A 22582-nucleotide genomic window follows, 5' to 3' on the forward strand; every position below is an offset into this window, starting at 1 on the left:
TGTCTTCAAAAGCGGCCGGGACTTCGATCCGGCCATGCTGAAGGTGGGTCAAGCCTGCTTCCAGCAGGCTTGACCACGAACATAGGATCTCGACTCTACAACCGGCCGATCAACCGCCGGCGCCGCCGCCACCGGCCTGGATGCCACCGGCGGTCAGCGCGGTCGGGTCCAGCAGGCGACGCAGCTCGGCCTCCTCCAGTCCACTGTCCTCCAGCGCCACATCCAGCACCGGGCGCTGTTCCTTGTACGCACGCTTGGCAATCGCCGCAGCCTTCTCGTAGCCGATGATCGGGTTGAGGGCGGTAACCAGGATCGGGTTGCGCGCCAGCGCCTCGGCAACGCGGTCCTCGCGCACCTTCAGCCCGGCAATCGCACTGTCGGCCAGCAGGGTGGACACGTTGGCCAGCAGGCCGATGCCATCGAGCAGGTTCACTGCGATCAGCGGCAGGGTGACGTTGAGCTGGAAGTTGCCGGTCTGCCCGGCCACGGTGATCGCAGTGTGGTGACCGATCACCTGTGCACAGGCCATCACCGTCGCTTCCGGAATCACAGGGTTGACCTTGCCCGGCATGATCGAGCTGCCCGGCTGCAGCGCCGGCAGTTCGATCTCGCCCAGCCCGGCCAGCGGACCAGCGTTCATCCAACGCAGGTCGTTGGCGATCTTGATCAGCGCCACCGCCAGCGCATTGAGCTGACCGGAAAGCTCCACCGCGTCGTCCTGTGCGGCCAGGCCTTCGAACTTGTTCTCGGCACTGTCGAACTTGAAACCGGTCTGCTGCTTCAGTGCCTTGGCCACCTGTGCACCGAAGCGCGGATCGGCATTGATGCCGGTGCCGATGGCGGTGCCACCCAGCGGCAGCCGGCGCACGCGCTTGAGGCTGTCTTCGATACGCTCCTGCGCCGACGCCAGCTGCGCCGACCACGCGCCGAATTCCTGCTCGAAGGTCAGCGGCATCGCATCCATCAGGTGGGTGCGGCCGGTCTTGACCACCTTGCGCAGGCTGCGGCCCTTCTTGTCCAGGGTCTTGCGCAGGTGCACCAGCGCCGGCAGCAGCTGCTCATGCGTCGCCAACACCGCCGACACCCGCAACGCGGTCGGAATCACGTCGTTGGAGCTCTGCCCCTGGTTGACGTGGTCATTGGGGTGCACACTGGTCTTGCCCGCCTTGCCGGCACGGTTGGCCAGGGTGGCGATGACCTCATTGGCATTCATGTTCGACGACGTGCCAGAACCCGTCTGGTAGACATCGATCGGGAACTGCGCGTCCCAGTTGCCGGCGGCCACTTCGGCGGCAGCGGTCTGGATGGCCTTGGCCACGTTCTTCGGCAGGTGGCCCAGTTCTGCGTTGACGCCCGCGGCGGCGCCCTTGACCAGGCCCAGGGCACGGATGAAACCGCGCGGCATGCGCTGGCCCGACACCGGGAAGTTCTGCACGGCACGCTGGGTCTGGGCGCCCCACAGTGCGTCCGCAGGCACCTGCAGCTCGCCCATGCTGTCGTGTTCGATTCTGAAACCCTTGCTTGCAGCTTTGCTCATTGCATCAACTCCGCACTACTTCAGTTGGGGAAAGGGAAGCGGCGGCTGGCAGGGTGTCGCTTCCCGGGCTGGCGGCTGCGCCAACGATACTCCCTTGCCCGCAGCGTGGGATGACGAGGGCGGGCCAGATCGTTTCATCCGCAGGGCCGATCTGCACGCGCAAGGGGTAGTGCCGGCCGCTGGCCAGCAATCCATGGAATCGTGGGCCGGGCGTGGTTGCCGGCCAGCGGCCGGCACTACCTCACCGGCACGTCGTAGAATATGGCCCCCGCCGCTCGCCCCAGCCCTGCCGACATGTCCGATTCCGCCCTGCTCGCCCTGTCCCCGCTCGATGGCCGCTATGCCGGCAAGGTCGACGCCCTGCGCCCGATCTTCTCCGAGTACGGCCTGATCAAGGCCCGCATCACGGTCGAAGTGGAGTGGCTGCTGGCCCTGGCCGCCGAGCCGGGCATCGTCGAACTGGCCCCGTTCTCCGACGCCGCCGTCGCCCGCCTGCGCGCCCTGGCCGCCAGCTTCAGCCCGGTCCAGGCCGCGCGCGTGAAGGAGATCGAACGCACCACCAACCATGACGTCAAGGCGGTGGAGTACTTCATCAAGGAACAGCTGAAGGACGACGCCGAGCTGGCCCCGGCGCTGGAATTCGTGCATTTCGCCTGCACCAGCGAAGACATCAACAACCTCAGCTACGGCCTGATGCTGGAACAGGCGCGCCGCGAGGTGCTGCTGCCGACCCTGGACGGCATCGCCAACAGCCTGCGCAGCCTGGCCCACGCCCAGGCCGGCCAGCCGATGCTGTCGCGCACCCACGGCCAGACCGCCTCGCCGACCACCCTGGGCAAGGAACTGGCCAACGTGGTCGCCCGCCTGGAACGCCAGCGCAGGCAGATTGCCGCGGTCGAACTGACCGGCAAGATCAACGGCGCGGTGGGCAACTACAACGCCCACATCGCCAGCTACCCGGACGTGGACTGGCCGGCCTTCGCCGAGCGCTTCGTGACCGGCCTGGGCCTGGTGTTCAACCCGTACACCACGCAGATCGAGCCGCACGACAACATCGCCGAGATCGGTGATGCCGCACGCCGCGCCAACATCATCCTGATCGACCTGGCCCGTGACATCTGGGGCTACGTTTCGCTTGGCTACTTCAAGCAGCGCCTGAAGGAAGGCGAAGTCGGCTCGTCGACGATGCCGCACAAGGTCAACCCGATCGACTTCGAGAATGCGGAAGGCAACTTCGGCATTGCCAACGCGCTGTTCGAGCACTTCAGCGCGAAGCTGCCGATCAGCCGCTGGCAGCGTGACCTGACCGACTCCACCGTGTTGCGTGCGCTGGGCACCGCGTTCGGCCACAGCCAGGTGGCGCTGGATTCGCTGGCCAAGGGCCTGGGCAAGCTGGAAGTGAACCCGCAGCGCCTGGATGCCGATCTGGACGCGGCCTGGGAAGTGCTGGCGGAAGCCGTGCAGACGGTGATGCGCCGCCACGGCCTGCCGAACCCGTACGAGCAGCTGAAGGCGCTGACCCGCGGCCAGGGCATCACCGCCGAGTCGATGCGGGCGTTCGTGCAGGGGCTGGAGCTGCCGGCGGATGCGAAGCAGCGCCTGCTGGAGATGACCCCGGGTAGCTACACCGGCCTGGCCGAGTCGCTGGCGAAGAAGATTTAAGGGGTTTCCTTTGCGGCGGCGGCCGCGGGCGCTGCCTGCGGCAGGCAACGGCAACATCAACGTCAAGAGCGGCTCTGGATTGCTGCTAGCTGGGCGGTACGGGATGGGCCAGCGGGACACGCCGTAAACCCGTCCATGGGGGCTCGATGGCGCCATCCATGGCGCCAACGGTCCCGCTGGCCCATCCCGTCCCACCTCTGACAGATTCCTGGTGACGGATCGAAGAGCTTTGGGTTGTCGGGACGGAATTTGAAAGAGGGGCGCGGCTTCGCCGCGTCCCTCTTTTGTTTTGGCATGAGCAAGCGCAGCGCGCGACCCGCCGTTGCCTTTGATCTTCTTCTTCCATTCCGTGGCGGGCCGCGCAGGAAACTGTCAGGGGCCGGGCGGGTGGGCTGCGCGGGGGTGTCCGCCGCATGGATGCGGCGGCCAAGCTTACAGGGACGTACTTGCAGCGTCCCCCGCGCAGCCCACCCGCCCGGCCAAGCGCGGCTTTTGCTTTCAGCGACCAACCCAGACCCCGCCACGAGGGGCTCCGCCGTTGGCCGGACACCCCGCGACAAACCCGCGCACGTGCGCAATCCCCACGAACGGCGGACAATGGAGATCTCAGGCGGCCCGCCGCGCCGCCCCTCCCGCTTTCCGCTGCAAGGATTCCCCCATGGCCGCCCGCAAGTCCTCCGCCCCCCTCATCGAAGTCACCGCCCGCCCCGGCCAGCCGCTGGGCATGGCGCCGGCCACCTTCCTGCGCGACTTCTGGCAGAAACGCCCGCTGCTGATCCGCAACGCCTTCCCCAACTTCCAGACCCCGGTGCAGCCGGAAGACCTGGCCGGGCTGGCCTGCGAGGAAGGCGTGCTGGCACGCCTGATCGAGCACGACAAGACCCAGGACGGCTGGCGCGTACGCACCGGTCCATTCCAGGAAGACGTGTTCCCCGCACTGCCCGACCACGACTGGACCCTGCTGGTGCAGGACGTGGACAAGTGGGACCCGGACGTACGCGCCCTGATCGAGCACTTCAGCTTCCTGCCGCGCTGGCGCATGGATGACGTGATGATCAGCTTCGCCGCCACCGGCGGCTCGGTCGGCGCCCATGTCGACCAGTACGACGTGTTCCTGCTGCAGGCCCATGGCCATCGCCGCTGGCAGATCGATGCCAGCGAATCGATCAAGGGCAAGCAGCCGCCGCTGGGCTTCCGCCCCGACGTGGAGCTGAAGCTGCTGAAGGTGTTCAAGCCGACCCACGACTGGGTGCTGGCGCCGGGCGACATGCTGTACCTGCCGCCGAACGTGCCGCACCACGGCGTGGCCGAAGATCCCTGCCTGACATTCTCGTTCGGCATGCGCGCGCCGTCTTCGGCCGAGCTGATCAGCGACTACCTGGACACCCTGATGGCCGATGCCGACGAGAACATCCGCTACCAGGATGCCGACCTGAAGGTGCCGGCCGACCCGAACGAAATCGACACAGTGGCGATGGCGCGGGTGATCACCGCGCTCAACGCCATCCGCATGAACGACCCGGACAAGCTGGGTGACTGGTTTGGCCGCTTCATCACCACCTACCGCGCCGCCGGCGAAGTGATGGCCCACCAGGCCGCACCGGCACAGGAAGAAGTGGTCCAGGCCCTGGCCTCGGGCCTGCTGCTGCAGCGCCACCCGTGGGCACGCCTGGCCTGGCGCCGGGCCAAGCGTGGCGCCAGCCTGTATGTCAGCGGCCAGGACTTCGCGCTGCCGGTGAAGGACGCGCAGCGCCTGGCTGGCACCGAACAGCTGGACGCCGCCGCTTATCGCGGCCTGTCCGACAAGGGCCGTGCCGTGGTCCAGCAGCTGCTGGTCGGCGGGGTGTTCCAGCTGATCGACCCGAATGAGGTATACGAGGCCGAAGACGAGGACGACGGCGAGGATGCCGTGGTGCTCGGCGAGGTCGTCGAAGGCCGCGACCGCGTGGATGCGATCGACGCCGATGCGGTGTCCGACGATGTCCACTCCGTGACCGTGCACGACGACGGCATCGAGGTCATCGTCAACTTCGAGGACGACGAGGAAGACGACAGCGCCGGCCGGGCCTGAGCCATCGCCATGATCCGGGTCCAGCAGGTCAGCCACGCCGATGCCCACGTTGCCATCCACGAGGTGCGCCAACACGTGTTCGTGCAGGAACAGGGCATCGCCGCCGAGCTGGAACGCGATGCGCTGGACCCGGTCAGTGCCCATGTGCTGGCGCTGGACAGTGACAACCAGCCGGTCGGCACGGGCCGGCTGGCCCCGGATGGCCGCATCGGCCGCATGGCGGTGCTGGCCAGCCATCGCAGCCGCGGGGTCGGCGAGGCCCTGCTGGAAGCACTGGTGGAGGCCGGGCGCCGGCTCGGCCTGGCCGAGCTGCATCTGCATGCCCAGCTGCCCGCCCGTGACTTCTATGCCCGCCAGGGCTTTCTGCCCGAAGGCGAGGTGTTCGAGGAGGCCGGCATCGGCCACCAGCAGATGCGCCGCCGGCTGGGCGCGGCCAGCGCCATCGACAGCCGCGCCGAGGCAGTAGCCATCACCACGGCCATCATCCACCGCGCCCGTCGCCAGCTGTGGCTGCACAGCCGCCAGCTGGACCCCAGGCTGCTCGACGCGCCCCCGGTACAGGCCGCCCTGCGCCGCTTCGTCACCGCCCGCCACGACAAGCAGCTGCGGGTGATCGTGCACGACGCCGCCGCGATCGCCTCTAGCGGGGCGCCGCTGCTGGCGCTGGCCCAGCGCCTGCCCAGCGTGATCCAGTTCCGCGAGGTCACCGACCCGGTCGACCGTGCACTGGCCTCGGCCTGTCTGCTCAACGATGCGGGCGACTTCTACTTTCGTCTGATCGGCCATCGCCTCGACGGCGAAGCCGGCATCGCGCTGCCGACACGTTCGCAGCCGTTCGAGCAGCAATTGCAGCGCGTCTGGGACCGTTCGCGTGATTGCAGCGAACTGCGCGCGCTCGGCATCTGAGCGGAGCGGGCTGACTCAACCTGTCTGGAACCGGCACCGGGGGACGCGCGATACCTCTGGTGCTGCCCCTTCGTGTCCGGTTGGGGGTACAATTTGGCTGTTTGAACGCGCCCGCGCAGGGCTATTCATCTTCCTGCCGGGTCCTTCTGAAGCCATACCCCACAAAGCGAATCAACACCCTCCATCGTGGACAATCAACTGAAGCAGTTTGCGCAATCTTCGCAACTCGCCGGCGGCAACGCCTCCTATGTCGAGGACCTGTACGAGCAGTACCTGGTCTCCCCGGATAGTGTCGATCCCAAATGGAAAACCTACTTCGACGGCTTCAAGGGCCGTGAAGCAGGTGACATTCCGCACTCGGCCGTCATCTCCCACATTGCGGACGCGGCCAAGGATGCGCTGAAGGCCGGTACCGGTAACGGTGCAGGCGACGAGCGCGAGCGCAATGTCGGTCGTCTGATCACCGCCTACCGTTCGCGCGGCCACCTGGACGCCCGCCTCGATCCGCTGGGCCTGGCCGCACCGGTCAACACCCCGGACCTGGGCCTGCCGTTCCACAGCCTGTCCGATGGCGACCTCAACAGCGAGTTCAGCACCGGCGGCGTCGGTGGCCAGCCGCGCATGAAGCTGCGCGACCTGCTGGCACGCCTGAAGGCGACCTACACCGGCTCGATCGGTGCGGAGTTCATGCACATCTCCGAGGTCGAGCAGCGCCAGTGGATCTACAAGAAGCTGGAACTGGCCGGTGGCAACTACCAGCTGGACGCTGATACCCAGCGCCGCACCCTGGAGCGCCTGACCGCGGCTGAAGGCCTGGAGCGCTACCTGCACACCAAGTACGTCGGCCAGAAGCGCTTCTCGCTGGAAGGCGGCGACTCGCTGATCCCGATGATGGACACCATCATCCGCAGCGCCGGCAAGGATGGCGTCAAGGACGTGGTGATCGGCATGGCCCACCGCGGCCGCCTGAACGTGCTGGTCAACACCCTGGGCAAGAACCCGCGCAAGCTGTTCGACGAATTCGAAGGCAAGTTCGAGCACGACGAGCACGCCTCGGCCGGTGACGTGAAGTACCACATGGGCTTCTCGGCCGACGTCGCCACCGATGGCGGCCCGGTGCACCTGGCGCTGGCGTTCAACCCGTCGCACCTGGAAATCGCTGACCCGGTCGTGGCCGGTTCCGTGCGTTCGCGCCAGGAGCGCCGCAAGGACACCGCGCGCAAGCAGGTCATGCCCATCCTGATCCACGGCGACGCGGCCTTCTCCGGCCAGGGCGTGGTCATGGAACTGTTCCAGATGTCGCAGGCCCGCGGCTTCGCCGTCGGCGGCACCGTGCACATCGTGGTCAACAACCAGGTCGGCTTCACCACCTCCAACCCGCAGGACACGCGTTCCACGCGCTATGCCACCGACGTGGCGAAGATGATCGCCGCCCCGGTGCTGCACGTGAACGGCGATGATCCGGAAGCCGTTGTGTTCGCCGCGCAGCTGGCCTTCGAGTTCCGCCAGAAGTTCGCCAAGGACGTGGTCATCGACCTGATGTGCTACCGCCGTTGGGGCCACAACGAGGCCGACGAACCGGCGATCACCCAGCCGCTGATGTACCAGGTGATCCGCAAGCACGCCACCACCCGCGAGATGTACGCCGAGCAGCTGGAAAAGGCGGGCGTGATCGCCGCCGGTGCCGGCAAGGCGATGGTCGATGCCTACCGCGAGAAGCTGGATGCCGGTGAAGTGACCACCGAGCTGGCCAAGGTCGAGAAGACCCCGCCGACCAGCCCGCTGTTCGTCGATTGGCCGAAGCTGCTGGAAGGCAAGCTGTCCGACCCGATCTCGACCAAGGTCGAGAAGAACAAGCTGGTCGAGCTGGCCAAGCTGATCAACACCATTCCGGACGAAGTGCAGCTGCACTCGCGCGTGGCCAAGGTCTACGACGACCGCCGCAAGATGGCCGCTGGCGAGATCCCGGGCGACTGGGGCTTTGCCGAGAACCTGGCGTACGCCACCCTGCTCGACGAAGGCAGTGCCCTGCGCCTGGTCGGCCAGGACGTGGGTCGCGGTACGTTCACGCACCGCCACGCGATCCTGCACGACCAGAAGACCGACAACTACTACATGCCGCTGCGGCAGCTGGTGGATTCGCCGGAGAAGGCCACCGTCATCGATTCGCTGCTGAGCGAAGAAGCGGTGATGGCCTACGAGTACGGCTTCTCCACCACCGATCCGAACACGCTGTGCATCTGGGAAGGCCAGTTCGGCGACTTCGCCAACGGTGCCCAGGTCGTCATCGACCAGTTCATCGCCGCCGGTGAAGCCAAGTGGGGCCGCATCTCCGGCCTGACCCTGCTGCTGCCGCATGGTTATGAAGGGCAAGGTCCGGAACACAGCTCGGCGCGCCTGGAGCGCTTCCTGCAGCTGTGCGCACTGGAGAACATGCTGGTGGTGGTGCCGTCGACACCGGCGCAGGCCTTCCACATGCTGCGTCGCCAGCAGCACCTGACCACCCGCAAGCCGCTGGTGGTGATGTCGCCGAAGTCGCTGCTGCGCCACAAGCTGGCCGTATCGACCCTGGACGAACTGGCCAACGGCGAGTTCCAGCACCTGATCGGCGACGCCAACGCGGACGCCAAGAAGGTCAAGCGCGTGGTGCTGTGCTCGGGCAAGGTCTACTACGACCTGCTGGAAGACCAGACCAAGCGTGGCCAGGACGACGTGGCGATCATCCGCGTGGAGCAGCTGTACCCGTTCCCGCGTGCGCTGCTGGCTGCCGAACTGAAGAAGTACGGCAAGGCCACCGACGTGGTGTGGACGCAGGAAGAACCGCAGAACCAGGGTGCGTGGTATCAGATCCGCCACCATCTGCAGTTCTGCCTGGCCGATGGCCAGAACCTGCACTACGCCGGTCGCGCACGTTCGGCTTCGCCGGCTGCCGGTCACATGGCTGACCACGTCCGCGAACAGCAGCAGCTGGTCGCCGATGCACTGGTCAACCCGTTCAACGACACGTTCGCTGAATAATCCTCCCCCTATTTAGAAGACAAACCAGGAAGCTCCCGCAATGGCCACCGAAGTCAAAGCCCCGGTACTGCCCGAATCCGTCGCCGACGGCACCATCGCCACCTGGCACAAGAAGGTGGGGGACGCCGTCAAGCGCGACGAAAACCTGCTTGACCTGGAAACCGACAAGGTCGTCCTGGAAGTGCCGTCGCCGGTCGACGGCGTGCTCAAGGAAATCAAGTACGCCGAAGGCTCGACCGTGACCTCCAGCCAGGTCGTGGCGATCATCGAGGAAGGCGCCGTCGCTGCTGCCCCGGCTCCGGCCGCTGAAGAGAAGAAGGCCGAGGCCGCTCCGGCCGCCGCTGCGCCGGCCGCTGCCGCCGCTCCGGCCCCGGCTGCCAAGTCGGCCGCCGACATCCTGCCGCCGGGCGCCCGCTTCACCGCCATCACCGAAGGCGTGAACCCGGCCGACGTCGACGGCACCGGCCGTCGCGGCGCGGTGACCAAGGAAGACATCGTCAACTTCGCCCGCAACGGCGGCGCCGGCAAGGCCGGTGGCGCACGTCCGGAAGAGCGCGTGCCGATGACCCGCATCCGCAAGCGCATCGCCGAGCGCCTGATGGAGTCGAAGAACTCCACCGCCATGCTGACCACCTTCAACGAAGTCGACCTGTCCAAGGTCTCGGCTGCGCGCAAGGAACTGCAGGACGAGTTCGTCAAGGCACACGGCATCAAGCTGGGCTTCATGAGCTTCTTCGTGAAGGCCGCTGCCAATGCCCTGCAGCGCTTCCCGCTGGTCAACGCCTCGATCGACGGCGACGACATCATCTACCACGGCTACTCGGACATCTCGATCGCCGTCTCGACCGAGAAGGGCCTGGTCACGCCGGTCCTGCGCAACGTCGAGCGCATGTCGTTCGCCGACATCGAGAAGACCATCGCCGACTACGCCAAGAAGGCGCGTGATGGCAAGCTGAGCCTGGAAGAACTGCAGGGCGGCACCTTCACCGTGACCAACGGCGGCACCTTCGGTTCGCTGCTGTCGACTCCGATCATCAACCCGCCGCAGAGCGCCATCCTGGGCATGCATGCCATCAAGGAGCGTCCGATCGCCCAGAACGGCCAGGTCGTGATCGCGCCGATGATGTACCTGGCGCTGTCGTACGACCACCGCATCATCGACGGCAAGGACTCGGTGCAGTTCCTGGTGGACATCAAGAACCAGCTGGAAAACCCGGGCCGCATGCTGTTCGGCCTGTAAGACACCTCCCGCCCCTCCGCGCCCGCGCGGAGGGGTTCTGGTAATGCATCAAGGAATAATTCAATGGCTGAACAATTCGACGTCGTCGTCATCGGTGCCGGCCCGGCCGGTTACCACGCTGCCATCCGCGCGGCCCAGCTGGGCCTGAAGACCGCCTGCATCGACGCAGCGCTGGGCAAGGACGGCAAGCCGGCGCTGGGCGGCACCTGCCTGCGCGTGGGCTGCATCCCGTCCAAGGCGCTGCTGGATTCCTCGCGCCAGTTCTGGAACATGGGCCACATCTTTGGCGACCACGGCATCAGCTTCAAGGATGCCAAGATCGACGTCGAGGCGATGGTTGGCCGCAAGGACAAGATCGTCAAGCAGTTCACCGGCGGCATCGGCATGCTGTTCAAGGCCAACAAGGTCGCTGCCTACTACGGCTTCGGCGAACTGCAGCCGGGCAACGTGGTCAAGGTCACCCAGCATGACGGTTCCATCGTCGAGCTGAAGGGCACCAACGTCATCATCGCCGCCGGTTCGGATTCGATCGAACTGCCGTTCGCCAAGTTCGACGGCGAGACCATCGTCGACAACGTCGGCGGCCTGGACTTCACCGAAGTGCCGAACCGCCTGGCCGTGATCGGCGCCGGCGTGATCGGCCTGGAACTGGGCAGCGTGTGGAAGCGCCTGGGCGCTGAAGTCACCATCCTGGAAGCACTGCCGGAGTTCCTGGCCGTGGCCGACGCCGAAGTGGCCAAGACCGCTGCCAAGGAATTCAAGAAGCAGGGCCTGGATATCCGCCTCGGTGCCAAGGTCTCCAAGACCGAGATCACCGGCAAGGGCAAGAAGAAGGAAGTCGTTGTCACCTACACCGACAGCGAAGGCGAAAAGACCCTGACCGTGGACAAGCTGCTGGTGGCCGTTGGCCGTCGCGCCGCCACCAAGGGCCTGCTGGCCGAAGGCACCGGCGTCAAGATCAACGAGCGCGGCCAGATCGAAGTCGATGCGCACTGCCACACCGGCGTCAACGGCGTGTGGGCGGTCGGCGACTGCGTGCGCGGCCCGATGCTGGCGCACAAGGGCTTCGAGGAAGGCATCGCGGTGGCTGAGCTGATCGCCGGCCTGCCGGGCCACGTCAACTTCGACACCATCCCGTGGGTCATCTACACCGAGCCGGAACTGGCGTGGGTCGGCAAGACCGAAGCCCAGCTGAAGGCCGAAGGCATTCCGTACAAGGCCGGCAGCTTCCCGTTCGCCGCCAACGGCCGTGCCGTGGCGATGATCGAGCCGGCCGGCTTCGTGAAGATCCTGGCCCATGCCGAAACCGATCGCATCCTCGGCATGCACCTGGTCGGCGCCAACGTCTCCGAGCTGGTGCACGAAGGCGTGCTGACCATGGAGTTCAGCGGCTCGGCCGATGACCTGGCCCGCATCTGCCACGCTCACCCGTCGCTGTCGGAAGTGATCCACGACGCAGCAATGGCGGTCAGCAAGCGCGCCATCCACAAGGCGAACTGATCGTTCGCTGGTAGTGCCGGCCGCTGGCCGGCACACTCCAGCAATCAAAAGACCCCGCCTCGGCGGGGTTTTTTGTTGCCCGCAACCCTGCCGGGCAGATTGACGTCCGCACGCTCCGGCTCCCCGTCGGTAGCCGGTTCACGCTGATCCGGACGCACTGCCCGCAACGGCCGTGGCCAGCTCCCGCATGAAGACCTGCGTTGCACGCGATGCGCGACCCGCCGGCGAACAGACCAGGCCAAACAATCGACGGATGGCCGGCTTCACCGGCAGCACGCGCAGGCCATGGAGATCGTCCGGCAACGTCGATTCCGGCACCAGCGAGACGCCCAGTCCCTCGCGCGCCAGCACGCACGCGCTGGCCCAGTCGCGCACGGTCATTCGTACGTCGCTCAGCTGTAGACCAGCGTCCGCCATCAGGCGCTGACCGTTCACCGCACAACCCCCTGTTGCGAGGATGAAGGGTTCGCCCGCCAGCTCGCTCAAGGCCACCCCGCTTTCCGTGGCGCGGCGCCCCAGCGGATGCGCCTGCGCGAGCACCGCCATCCACCCGTCGCTGCCCAGCATCAACGGCGCGCGATCTGCAGCGGGGTTCATCACCACGCCGGCGTCGACCGTGCCCGATTCGAGCCAGCGCTCGACCTCCTCGTCCGTACCCTCCACGATCACCACCTCGATGCCCGGGTGGCGGCGCTGGAAATCCCGCAGCAGCGCTGGCAGCACGCTGGAAACGAGTGACGGGAAGGTCGCCAGGCGGATGCGTGCACCACTGAACCCCTGGCTGTCATCGGCCAACGCACGGATCGCCTGCAGGCCGCCCAGCATGATGCGTGCGTGTTCGATCACCCGCTGCCCGAGCGCAGTGATCTCGACCTGACGCCGCTCGCGCACGAACACCGCAAACCCCAATCAGGACTCCAGCTGGGCCAGGGCCTGGCTGGCACCGGACTGGCTGATGCCAACCCGGTCAGCGCCGCGCGAGATGGTTCCCTCGTCGGCCACCGCAACCAGCAGGCGCCAGTGGGCAAGATTCATCATGACAGGCAGTAGCCCAGCTTATGGGAGAAAAATCAAAGATTGATTTTACCGGATACCGCTCGCACAGCAGACTGCCTCGCACCGGCTGACCCGGCCGTCCTTTCTCCCTCGAGACCCTCCATGAAGCTGTACTACGCGCCCTACACCTGCTCGCTGTCGCCCCATATCGTGCTACGTGAACTTGGCCTCCCCTTCGAGCTGGTCAAGGTCGACAACGCCAGCAAACAGACCGCCGATGGCCGCGATTTCCGCACCATCAACCGCAAAGGCTATGTCGCGGCGCTGGAACTGGATGACGGGCAGGTGCTGACCGAAGGCCCGGCCATCGTCCAGTACCTGGCCGACCTGAAACCCGGATGCGCACTGGCCCCGCCCATCAGTAGCTGGGAGCGGGTACGACTGCAGGAATGGCTGAACTTCGTGACCAGCGAGATCCACGCCGGCTCGGCGCCGCTGTTCAACGCCGATCTGCCGGAAGCGGCCAAGGCCTTCTTCCGGCAGAAGCTGTTCAAGCGTTTCGACCTGCTGCAGGAGACGTTGGCAACGCAGGACTTCCTCATGGGACCAGACTTCAGCATCGCCGATGCCTACCTTTTCACGGTACTGGGCTGGTGCCGCTTCTTCTCCATCGATCTGGCGGCGTGGCCGGCGCTGCCTGCCTATGTCCGCAGGATCAACGCACGACCGGCCGTGCAGGCGGCGCTGCGTGCCGAGGCAGCGTGATGCGGAGCCGAGCACAGGCTCGGCGCTACACCTTTCCAGCCGGCTTCTTTGGTGGATCCTCACAGACCCGGTGCTGCACAACCGTCTCGCCGACCTTCCATTCCTTCGCGACCCTGCAGCGCTCCTTGGCTTTCTGCACAGAGACCGCTGCAGCATTTGCCTCGTCAGCCGCAGCAGTCTGCTGGCGTTCCAGCCACACCGAGGGTGGCGCTGGAGGTGTGGCCAGTGCCGGCCCCGCGAGCAATGCCAGCGCCACCAGCAGCACCGTCCTCATGCAGCCACCGCCCGGCCACCGAGCAGGCGCGCCGGCAGCATGAACAGCGCGCGCAGGAACGCGAACAGGGCCGAGAAGGTGATGCCGACCAGGCGGAACGGCAGGCTCAGCAGCCACACGAACGGCCAGGCGATCAGGGCGAGGATCGCCAGCGGCCAGCACAGCACGAACAGCAGGCACCACACACCGAGCGCGAACAGGGTCTTCATCACGGTCTCCTTGGGGCGGCACCCTGCCGCCTGCGGACACCTTGGCGCCCCGCCCTGGCCGCCCGCAAACGGTTTGCGACGAAACCCGGGCTGGGGGCGATGAAACCGATTGCGGGGAAACCGGAGATTCAGGAGGTTGCCGGCCAGCGGCCGGCACAACCGCAGGGATTTACACCGGGACAGCGCCCGGACGGCCGTGGGTCACCTGGAAACGCGCCGCGGTGCGCACCGCAGCGTCCGCACGCAGCACACTGTCGGCGAAGCGCAGTTCCGCATCCACGGTCTGCCGGTTCAGCTGCAGCTTCCACCAGCCACGGCGGTCACCGTCGAAATAGCGGATATGCGGGTTCTGCGGAATCGACGGCCCGTAGTACGGCCCGTATGGCGTGTCGTCGCCGCCACTGCTGATCGCCGGAGCGATGAATTCGGTGGCTACGACCGGCGCACTGGCCGCGTCGAAATCCAGCTTCAGGTCGTTGACGAAGGTGGAATGCCAGTCGCCGCCCAGCACGATGGCATTGCCCTGCCCGCCTGCCTGCATCGCCTGCAGCAGCCGGTTACGTGCGGCGGGATAGCCATCCCAGGCGTCATTCCAGAAGCGCTCGCGTGGCGTGCCACCGTCCAGCCGCAGCTGCGCCATCAGCAACTGCTGCACCACCACGTTCCAGCGCGTGCCCTGCGCGGCCGCCATCGACTGCGCGAACCACGCCTCCTGGCCCGTGCCGAGCATGCTCATGCGCGGGTCCAGTGCAGCATCACAGCGTGGCGACTCGCCCACGCCACAGGGATTGGCCGGGCGGAACTGGCGGCAATCGAGCAGGGTCAGCTGTGCCAGATCGCCATAACGCAGCCGCCGGTGTACGCGCAGGCCACCATTGCCCGCCGGCGAACTGCGCATCGGCAGGTGTTCGTAGAACGCGCGGTAGGCGGCGGCACGACGCACGATGAAGTCTTCGGCCGATACACCAGCCTTCTCCGGATGGATGCCGGAATAATCGTTCTGCACCTCGTGGTCATCCCAGATCACCGCGAACGCATGCGCGGCGTGCGCAGCCTGCAGATCCGGATCGAGCTTGTACAGCGCATACTGGTCGCGGTAGCGGTCCAGGCTGACGGTCTCGCCGCTGAAGCGCTCGGCATCCAGTGCGCGCCCACGTGCGTTCTGCAGCGGGCTGTACTCGTACAGGTAGTCGCCGGCATGCAGCACCAGGTCGATATCGCTCTGGGCGATATCGCGCAGCACCGGATAGTAGCCGCTGTTCCAGGCCTGGCAGGTGCACAGGGCCAGCCGCAACTGCTGCAATTGCGTGTCCAGCAGCGGCGCGGTGCGGAAGTGGCCGACCACGCTTTCCTCGTCGCCGTCGCAGGCAAAACGATAGTAATAGTCGCGGCCCGGGCGCAGGCCATTGACCTCAACGTGCACCGAATGGGCCAGCTCGGGCACCGCTGCGGCAACGCCCCGCTGCACCAACCGGCGCATGCCCGGGTCTTCGGCCACGAACCAGCGCACCGGCACCGCCCGCGATGGCATGCCACCACCGTTGAGCGGGTCCGGGGCCAGCCGCGTCCAGAGCACCGCGCCCTGCGGATCCGGATCGCCAGCGGCTACGCCGAGGGTGAACGGATCGCGCCCCAGCCGCGGCCGCGGGCCGGCCGTGGCCAGCCCCGGCATCGCCGCCAGCGCGATCGCTGCCCCCGTGCCCTGCCACGCCATGCGCAGCAGGCGACGACGGCTTTCCGGATCGACAGGCCCGCGCATCAGAAATGCACGGTGGCGGTGGCCATCACCTGGCGCGGCGCGCCGACCTGCATGGTCGCCAGGCTGCGGGTCGGGTCAGCGGCGTAGGTGCCATTGGTGTTGATCGAGGACAGGTAGCGCTTGTCGGTCAGGTTGGTCAGGTTCAGCGCTACGGTCAGGTTCTGCGCCGGGCCGAGCTTGCCGAAGTCATAGGCCGCCGAGGCGTTGACCAGCCAGTAGCTCGGCACCGACACATCGTTGGTATAGGTCACGTAGCGCTTGCCGACATGGTTGGCGGCCAGGCGCAGGTCCCACGGGCCCGGGGTCCACGCCAGGGTGCTGGCGAACATCCATTCCGGGGTGTCGACGGTCGTCTTGCCGCGGGTCGGCACCACGCCGTTGTTCACGTAGTCGTTGTCGTAGGTGCTGTCATTCCAGGACAGCGCGTTGGACCAGGTCAGGTCCTGCATCGGCTTCAGCTGCAAGGTTGCCTCGGCGCCACGGCTGGTCACCGAACCGACGTTGGAGAACAGCGCCGGGCAACCGAGGATGCCCACGCACTGCGCGATGGCCAGCAGACGGTTGTCGAACTTGACGTCGTACACCGCCACCGAGGCTTCATAGCCGCGGCCGTAGCCACGCCAACCCAGCTCGATGGTGCGCGACTGTTCCGGCTTCAGGTTCTTCGCGCTGGCATCGAAGGCGGCCTGCGGCACATTGAACGGGCTGCCCACGCCCAGCGCATAGGCGGCGACGTTTTTGGCGAACGAACCGAAGATCTCGTTGCCTTCGTTGAGCTTGAAGTTGAAGCCGGCCTGCGGCAGCAGCCCCTTCTTCGAGGTCAGGCTGCTGTTGTTGGCGTAGCTGCCCAGCGGCGTGCGCACGCTGGTACGGGTGTGCGGCGACTTCGCACCGATGTCGATGGTCAGGCGATCATCGAACAGGCGGAAGCGATCCTGCACGTAGAACTGGCGGGTGATGGTGGTGTAGCGCTGGTGCCACACGCGCTGGTCCGGGTTGCGCAGGAAGAAGTCGTCGGTGATCGGGCCGTCGATATAGTAGAAGTTGCGCTGCACGCTGTGGCCGTTGTCCTCGTACCAGAGGCCGGCTTCCAGTTCGTGGCCACCGACGTTCCAGGTGAACGCCGAGGTCACGCCGGTACGGTCGATCGCGTACTCGGTGGTGCGGATCGAGATCGGAATCTCGCGGCTGGTGCCCGGGTTGGACGGATTGGACGGGCTGAACCAGTGGCCCTGGCCACGGTTGCTGTGGTTGTAGACATTGACCTTCAAGCGCATCGACTCGTTCAGGCCGAAATCACCGGCAATGCTGGACAGGTCATCGTTGCGCAGGCCGTGGCCGGAGTAGTACGCATCCCACGGGCTGTTGACGCCGCCGCTGAATTTGCCGCGTGCGGCGGCGACGGCGCGATCCCAGTCCGGCGCGTAGTTGTCCCAGTCCCAGCCGAGGCGATCGATCATTTCCAGCGACAGATCCTGGTAATCGGCCTCGACGCGGCGCGAGGCGTTGAACAGCGCGGTGATCCTGCTGTCCGTTCCGAAGTTGTAGGTGGCCTTGCCGTTGAACTGCTTCAGCTCCTGCGAGCCCTTGCCCTTCCACTTGTCACCTTCCGAATACACGCCGGACAGGTAGGCGGCAAAGCCCTGGTGCTCGCCGGTATCGAGGCGTGCATAGCTGCGGCGTGCGCTGTCACTACCAAAGCTCTGTGCCAGCACGACCCCATACTCGGTGGACGGATCGATCGAGTAGAACTGGAACACGCCGCCGAGGTTGCTGGTGGACGGTGTTCCCAGTGCGCCAATGCCGGTGGAGACCTCCGCACCGCCCAGGTTCTCGCTGATCACCGCGCGGCTGATGTGCAGGCCGTTGCTGTTGCCATAGGCCATGTTGCCCAACGGGATGCCATCGAGGGTGTAGCCCAGGCGGTTCTGGTTGAAGCCACGCAGGCTGATGGTGGTGGACCATTCGTAGGCGCCGGTGGCATCGGCCGATTCGAAATGCACGCCCGGCTTGGTTGCAAGCAGCTTCAGCGGATTGGCACCCGGCGGCAGCACCTTCATGTCCTCGGCGGTCACGCGCTGCACCTGGCGCGCTTCACCGCGGCCGATCACCGAGATCGAGTCAAGGGTGGTGGCCGACTGCGCGTCGGTGGCGGGGGCGGTTTCAGCGACAGCCAGCGACGGCAGCGAAGCACAGACCAGCAGGGCCAGCAGATTGCGGCGAAGCGGAGCGTGGGACGGCATGGGGGCGGATTCCTTGGGCACGCTGGACGCCGAAGGGCGGCGTCGAAGGGCAGCAGCGGCGGAATCGTAAAAGCGTCGCGTTACATGTCATTTACACGCCACATACGGACGTTCGGCGTTTCGGATGGTTTGCCGGCCGTGGGGTGGTTGCCGACCAGCGGCCGGCACTACGGCTATTCGAATGAACCGACCGAGTCGTGGGCCAGGTTGTCGAAGCGGGTGTACTCGCCGAAGAACTTCAGCTTGCACGACCCGGTCGGGCCACCACGGTGCTTGCCGATGATGATCTCGGCCAGGCCCTTGTCCGGCGAATTTTCCTTGTTGTAGTAATCGTCGCGGTAGATGAAGACGATCATGTCCGCATCCTGCTCGATTGCGCCCGATTCGCGAAGATCGGCCATCACCGGGCGCTTGTCGGTACGCGTTTCCAGCGAGCGGTTGAGCTGCGACAGCGCGATCACCGGCACGTGCAGTTCCTTGGCCAGGCCCTTCAGCGAACGCGAGATCTCCGAGATTTCGGTCGCGCGGTTTTCGCTGTTGCCCGGCACGCTCATCAGCTGCAGGTAGTCGATCACCACCAGGCCCAGATCATGCTCGCGCTTGAGGCGGCGGCACTTGGAACGCAGCACTTCCGGCGACACGCCAGGCGTGTCGTCGATGAAGATCTTGGTTTCCTTCAGCATCTTGATCGCGCTGGTGACGCGGCTCCAGTCCTCGTCTTCCAGCTGGCCGGTACGCAGGCGCTGTGCGTTGATGCGGCCGTTGGAGGAAATCAGGCGCATCGCCAGCTGCGATGCCGACATTTCCATCGAGAACACCGCCACGCCCTTCTTCGACTTGATCGCCGCGTACTCGGCGATGTTCAGTGCGAAGGTGGTCTTGCCCATGGCCGGGCGCGCGGCAAGGATGATCAGGTCGGTCGGCTGCAGGCCGGAGGTCATCGCATCGAAATCGTTGTAGCCGGTCGGCAGGCCGGTGATGTTGCCGCCGTTCTCGAAGCGGCTGCGCAGCTCTTCGAAGGCATCCTTCAATGCACCGGGCATCGCCACGAAATCGGTACGGCCGCGTGCGCCCTGTTCGGCGATGGCGAACACGCTCTTTTCCGCCGAGGCCAGCAGCTCGCTGCTCTCTCGTCCCTCGGGCTGGAAGCCGTCGTTGACGATGTCGGTACCCACCTGGATCAGCTGCCGCAGCACCGCCTTGTCACGCACGATCTCGGCGTAGGCCACGATGTTGGCCGCCGACGGCGTGGTACTGGCCAGTTCGATCAGGTAGGCACCATCGCCCACCAGTTCCATCTTGCCCTGCGATTCGAACCACTCGCCCAGGGTCACCGCATCGAACGGCCGCTCGCGCTCGGACAGCTCACGGATCGCGCGATAGATCATCTGGTGGTCGCGGCGGTAGAAATCGCCTTCGGTCAGCTGGTCATTGACCCGGTCATAGGCCTCCGGGGCCAGCATCAGGCCACCCAGCACCGCCTGCTCGGCTTCCACCGAATGGGGCGGTACCCGCAACTGGTCGATGCGCGACTCGTCGCGATCGCGATCGCGATCGCGATCGAAGCCTTCACCGCGCTCTCTGCGGTTGGAACGGAAGCCGGGGCGAGCGGACATGCTGCGGTGTTTCCTGCGAAAGTGGGCCGGACGAGTGTAGGCATGCGCCGACCCCGGCGGCCATGGACAAGCCTGTGGATAAGCCGTGGAGAAACGGGGGATATCCGCCGGTGCCTGGCCAGACTGGCGTGGGGGCGTCGCACTGCCTGCGACGGGCGCCATTGCGGCACCCGAGCGGACATTATCGCAGATGGGGCTGGCAACCGCTGGCGTCAATCGCCCTTGACGTGAACCGCGATCAGCGCCAGGAACCGGTCCACGTAGCCCTGCAGGAATTTCTGCGTGCCTTCATTGTGGACCGTGCCATCGGCATCGATCAGGCCGTCCTTGAAATGAATGAACGCCTCGGGCTGGCCGAGCACGTGCATGTCCAGGAAGGCCAGGCTGTTGCGCAGGTGCTGCTGGGCCACGGCGGTGCCGATCTGGCCGATGGAGGCGCCGATCAACGCCGCCGGTTTGCCGGCAAACGCGCTGTCACCGTAGGGGCGCGAGCCGATATCGATGGCGTTCTTCAGCACGCCCGGCACCGACCGGTTGTATTCCGGGGTCACGAACAGCACCGCATCGGCGGCACGGACCTGGTCCTTCAGCCGGGTACCCTGCGCCGGATAGTGGCCATCGAAGTCCTGGTCGTACAGCGGCAGATCACCGATCTGCACGTACTGGAAGCGCGCACGGTCGCCTGCAATCTTCTCCAGCGCATGGGCCAGTTTGCGGTTGCAGGAATCCTTGCGCAGGCTGCCGACGAACACGGCGATGGTGGGGACGGACATCGGGACATACTCCTCACGGTGCGGGAGGCCCAGCCTAGTCGCCGGGCCCTTGCAGGCCGGTGAAGATCAGCCGCCGGTCACGCCAGCGCGCACCTGCCGCCAATGCGCCTGCCAGGCCTGGAACATCAGCACATTCCACAGATGGGTATGCCACTTGCGTTGGCCGCCGAGGAACTGCTGCCACAGCGGCTGTACCGCGGCCGCCGACAGCACGCCCTCCTGCTCCAGCCGCGCGGGCTGCAGCAGGTCTTCGGCCCACGGCCGCAGGTCGCCCTTCAGCCAGTCACTGACCGGCGCGCCGAAACCACGCTTGGGCCGGTGCACCATCGACTGCGGTACATAGCGGCCCAGCACGCGCTTGAGCAGCACCTTGCTGGTGGTTTCACTGCGCTTGAAGCCCAGCGGCAGCGACCAGGCGAACTCGGCCACGCGAGAATCCAACAGCGGTGCGCGGGCTTCCAGGCTGACCGCCATCGAGGTGCGGTCGACCTTGCACAGCAGGTCATCCGGCAGGTAGGTCACGTAATCGGCCAGCATCATCGCATCGGCCGGTGTGCCGGCACCGTGCAACGGGTCGGCCAGGTCGTAGAAGCTGCCCGCGGCCTGCGCCCCGGGCACTGCCGCCGCCGGGTCGCGCCAGCGCGAGATGCGGTTGCGGTACACGTCACCGATGCCACGCGCGCCGGATTCTGCCAACAGCGCGGCCAGGCCGCCGGTACGCGAGGCCTCGCCCTGCTGCTGGGAGCGCGCGCCCATCCAGCGCCGCAGCGGCCCCGGCACGCGGCCCAGCATCTGCCAGTTGCGCAGCGCGCGTACATAGCGGGTATAGCCGAAGAACAGCTCGTCGCCACCATCGCCGGACAGCGCCACGGTCACGCCCTGCCGCGCCAGGCGGGCGACCAGCGCGGTCGGCACCTGCGAGGCATCGGCGAAGGGTTCGTCGAACATCGCCGGCAACTGCGGCACCACCGCCAACGCATCGGCACCGCTGACGTAGAGTTCAGTGTGGTCGCAGCCCAGATGCGCGGCCAGTTCCTTGGCCAGCGGCGCCTCGTCGTGGCCCGAACCGGTGAACCCGATACTGAAGCTGTGCACCGGCTGGCCACTTTGTGCCTGCATCAGCGCGGCCACCAGCGACGAATCGGTGCCGCCGGACAGGAACACGCCCACCGGCACGTCGGCCACCATGCGCAGCGCGACCGCGTCACGCAGCAGCCCGTCCAGTTGCTCCTCGGCTTCCTCGATGCGGCCCTGGAACGGCGCAGCCAGCGCCGCCTGCATGCGTGCACGGGCATCCCAGTACGGGCGCTGCGCCTGTTCCGGGCGATGCGCGGCCGCACCCGCCGCTACGGCTTCCGCATCCAGGCGCAGCACGCGGCCCGGCATCAATTTGTAGCAACGCTGGTGGATGCTGTGCGGCGCCGGAATGTAATCCAGCCGCAGCAGCAGGGTCAGGGCGTCACGGTCGATGTCGTTGTCGAAGGCCGGGTGCTGCCACAGCGCCTTCAGTTCCGAACCGAACACCAGCGTGTCGCCGGCCCAGCCGTAGTACAGCGGCTTCTTGCCAACGCGGTCGCGGGCCAGCCACAGGCACTGCTCCTGGCGGTCCCACAGCGCAATGGCGAACATGCCGTTGCAGCGCTGCAGGGTGTCTTCCATGCCCCATTGCAGAATCGCTGCCAGCAGCACCTCGGTGTCGGAGTGCCCACGGAAGGCGTGTCCCAGCGGCTCCAGTTCGGCACGCAGGGCGGCGAAGTTGTAGACCTCGCCGTTGTAAGCCATCACGTAGCGACCATCGGACGAGGCCATCGGCTGGTGGCCCAGCGGCGACAGGTCGAGAATGCTCAGCCGACGGTGCGCCAGCGCGATGCCGGCCCCGGCATCGACCCAGCTGCCGCCATCATCCGGCCCGCGGTGGTGCAGCGCCTCGCCCATGGCCAGGACCTGCGCCTGCAGCACCTCGGCCGACGCCACCCGCGCCGGCAACAACATTCCCGCCAATCCACACATGCA

17 protein-coding genes are annotated in these 22582 nt (G+C 66.5%); 7 read left to right on the top strand and 10 right to left on the bottom strand.

Translation table 11 applies throughout. The features are described from left to right. Positions 1-109 precede the first annotated feature (109 nt). The gene (locus ACMZ91_RS14605; RefSeq protein ID WP_049462122.1) at positions 110-1537 is read right to left on the bottom strand and encodes a class II fumarate hydratase; all 1428 of its coding nucleotides are present in this window, start codon (positions 1535-1537) and stop codon (positions 110-112) included. A gap of 294 nt (positions 1538-1831) precedes the next feature. On the opposite strand from ACMZ91_RS14605, the gene purB reads away from it, so the two are divergent. From purB to lpdA, 6 genes are all read left to right on the top strand, one after another. Beyond that, a complete protein-coding gene (purB, locus tag ACMZ91_RS14610; RefSeq protein WP_049462123.1) occupies positions 1832-3199 on the top strand; it encodes an adenylosuccinate lyase in 1368 nt (455 codons plus the stop codon). Between the two features lie 658 nt (positions 3200-3857). Continuing rightward, entirely contained in the window at positions 3858-5270 is a 1413-nt protein-coding gene (locus ACMZ91_RS14615) for a ribosomal protein uL16 3-hydroxylase (RefSeq protein WP_414578544.1), read from the top strand. Positions 5271-5279: 9 nt separating this feature from the next. After that, complete coding sequence (locus tag ACMZ91_RS14620) at positions 5280-6176, top strand: GNAT family N-acetyltransferase (RefSeq protein WP_049460543.1); 897 nt, start codon at positions 5280-5282, stop codon at positions 6174-6176. A gap of 186 nt (positions 6177-6362) precedes the next feature. Then, on the top strand, positions 6363-9194 hold the full coding sequence (locus ACMZ91_RS14625) for a 2-oxoglutarate dehydrogenase E1 component (protein ID WP_049460545.1): 2832 nt from the start codon (positions 6363-6365) through the stop codon (positions 9192-9194). Between the two features lie 40 nt (positions 9195-9234). Beyond that, on the top strand, positions 9235-10434 hold the full coding sequence (gene sucB, locus ACMZ91_RS14630; RefSeq protein ID WP_414578547.1) for a dihydrolipoyllysine-residue succinyltransferase: 1200 nt from the start codon (positions 9235-9237) through the stop codon (positions 10432-10434). A 63-nt stretch (positions 10435-10497) separates the two neighbouring features. Next, entirely contained in the window at positions 10498-11934 is a 1437-nt protein-coding gene (gene lpdA, locus ACMZ91_RS14635) for a dihydrolipoyl dehydrogenase (protein WP_008264626.1), read from the top strand. A gap of 138 nt (positions 11935-12072) precedes the next feature. Here lpdA and ACMZ91_RS14640 read toward each other — a convergent pair whose 3' ends face one another. Together ACMZ91_RS14640 and ACMZ91_RS14645 are read right to left on the bottom strand one after the other, a co-directional pair. Beyond that, positions 12073-12843, bottom strand: a complete 771-nt coding sequence (locus ACMZ91_RS14640; protein ID WP_414578549.1) for a LysR family transcriptional regulator — start codon at positions 12841-12843, stop codon at positions 12073-12075. Continuing rightward, positions 12844-12969, bottom strand: coding sequence for a LysR family transcriptional regulator (locus tag ACMZ91_RS14645; protein WP_414578551.1), 126 nt, complete (start codon positions 12967-12969; stop codon positions 12844-12846). A gap of 123 nt (positions 12970-13092) precedes the next feature. On the opposite strand from ACMZ91_RS14645, the gene gstA reads away from it, so the two are divergent. Further along, on the top strand, positions 13093-13695 hold the full coding sequence (gstA, locus tag ACMZ91_RS14650) for a glutathione transferase GstA (RefSeq protein ID WP_414578553.1): 603 nt from the start codon (positions 13093-13095) through the stop codon (positions 13693-13695). A gap of 25 nt (positions 13696-13720) precedes the next feature. Here gstA and ACMZ91_RS14655 read toward each other — a convergent pair whose 3' ends face one another. The 7 genes from ACMZ91_RS14655 to asnB form a co-directional block, all read right to left on the bottom strand. Next, the gene (locus ACMZ91_RS14655) at positions 13721-13969 is read right to left on the bottom strand and encodes a hypothetical protein (protein WP_049460552.1); all 249 of its coding nucleotides are present in this window, start codon (positions 13967-13969) and stop codon (positions 13721-13723) included. Beyond that, positions 13966-14178 (bottom strand): hypothetical protein, encoded by a 213-nt coding sequence (locus tag ACMZ91_RS14660; RefSeq protein WP_010486834.1) that lies wholly within the window; start codon positions 14176-14178, stop codon positions 13966-13968. Before ACMZ91_RS14660 ends, ACMZ91_RS14655 begins: the two co-directional genes overlap by 4 nt. Before the next feature lie 169 nt (positions 14179-14347). Continuing rightward, on the bottom strand, positions 14348-15937 hold the full coding sequence (locus ACMZ91_RS14665; RefSeq protein ID WP_414578195.1) for an alkaline phosphatase D family protein: 1590 nt from the start codon (positions 15935-15937) through the stop codon (positions 14348-14350). Further along, positions 15937-18180 (bottom strand): TonB-dependent receptor family protein, encoded by a 2244-nt coding sequence (locus tag ACMZ91_RS14670; protein WP_414578197.1) that lies wholly within the window; start codon positions 18178-18180, stop codon positions 15937-15939. Before ACMZ91_RS14670 ends, ACMZ91_RS14665 begins: the two co-directional genes overlap by 1 nt. Positions 18181-18353: 173 nt before the next feature. Then, positions 18354-19796 (bottom strand): replicative DNA helicase, encoded by a 1443-nt coding sequence (locus tag ACMZ91_RS14675; RefSeq protein ID WP_149909202.1) that lies wholly within the window; start codon positions 19794-19796, stop codon positions 18354-18356. A 212-nt stretch (positions 19797-20008) separates the two neighbouring features. Next, entirely contained in the window at positions 20009-20569 is a 561-nt protein-coding gene (locus ACMZ91_RS14680) for an NADPH-dependent FMN reductase (RefSeq protein ID WP_149909201.1), read from the bottom strand. 66 nt (positions 20570-20635) lie between these two features. Further along, on the bottom strand, positions 20636-22579 hold the full coding sequence (gene asnB / locus ACMZ91_RS14685; protein ID WP_149909200.1) for an asparagine synthase (glutamine-hydrolyzing): 1944 nt from the start codon (positions 22577-22579) through the stop codon (positions 20636-20638). Positions 22580-22582: the final 3 nt, after the last annotated feature.

This window comes from Stenotrophomonas sp. FR024, assembly GCF_047500745.2.
Lineage (GTDB): Bacteria > Pseudomonadota > Gammaproteobacteria > Xanthomonadales > Xanthomonadaceae > Stenotrophomonas > Stenotrophomonas maltophilia_A.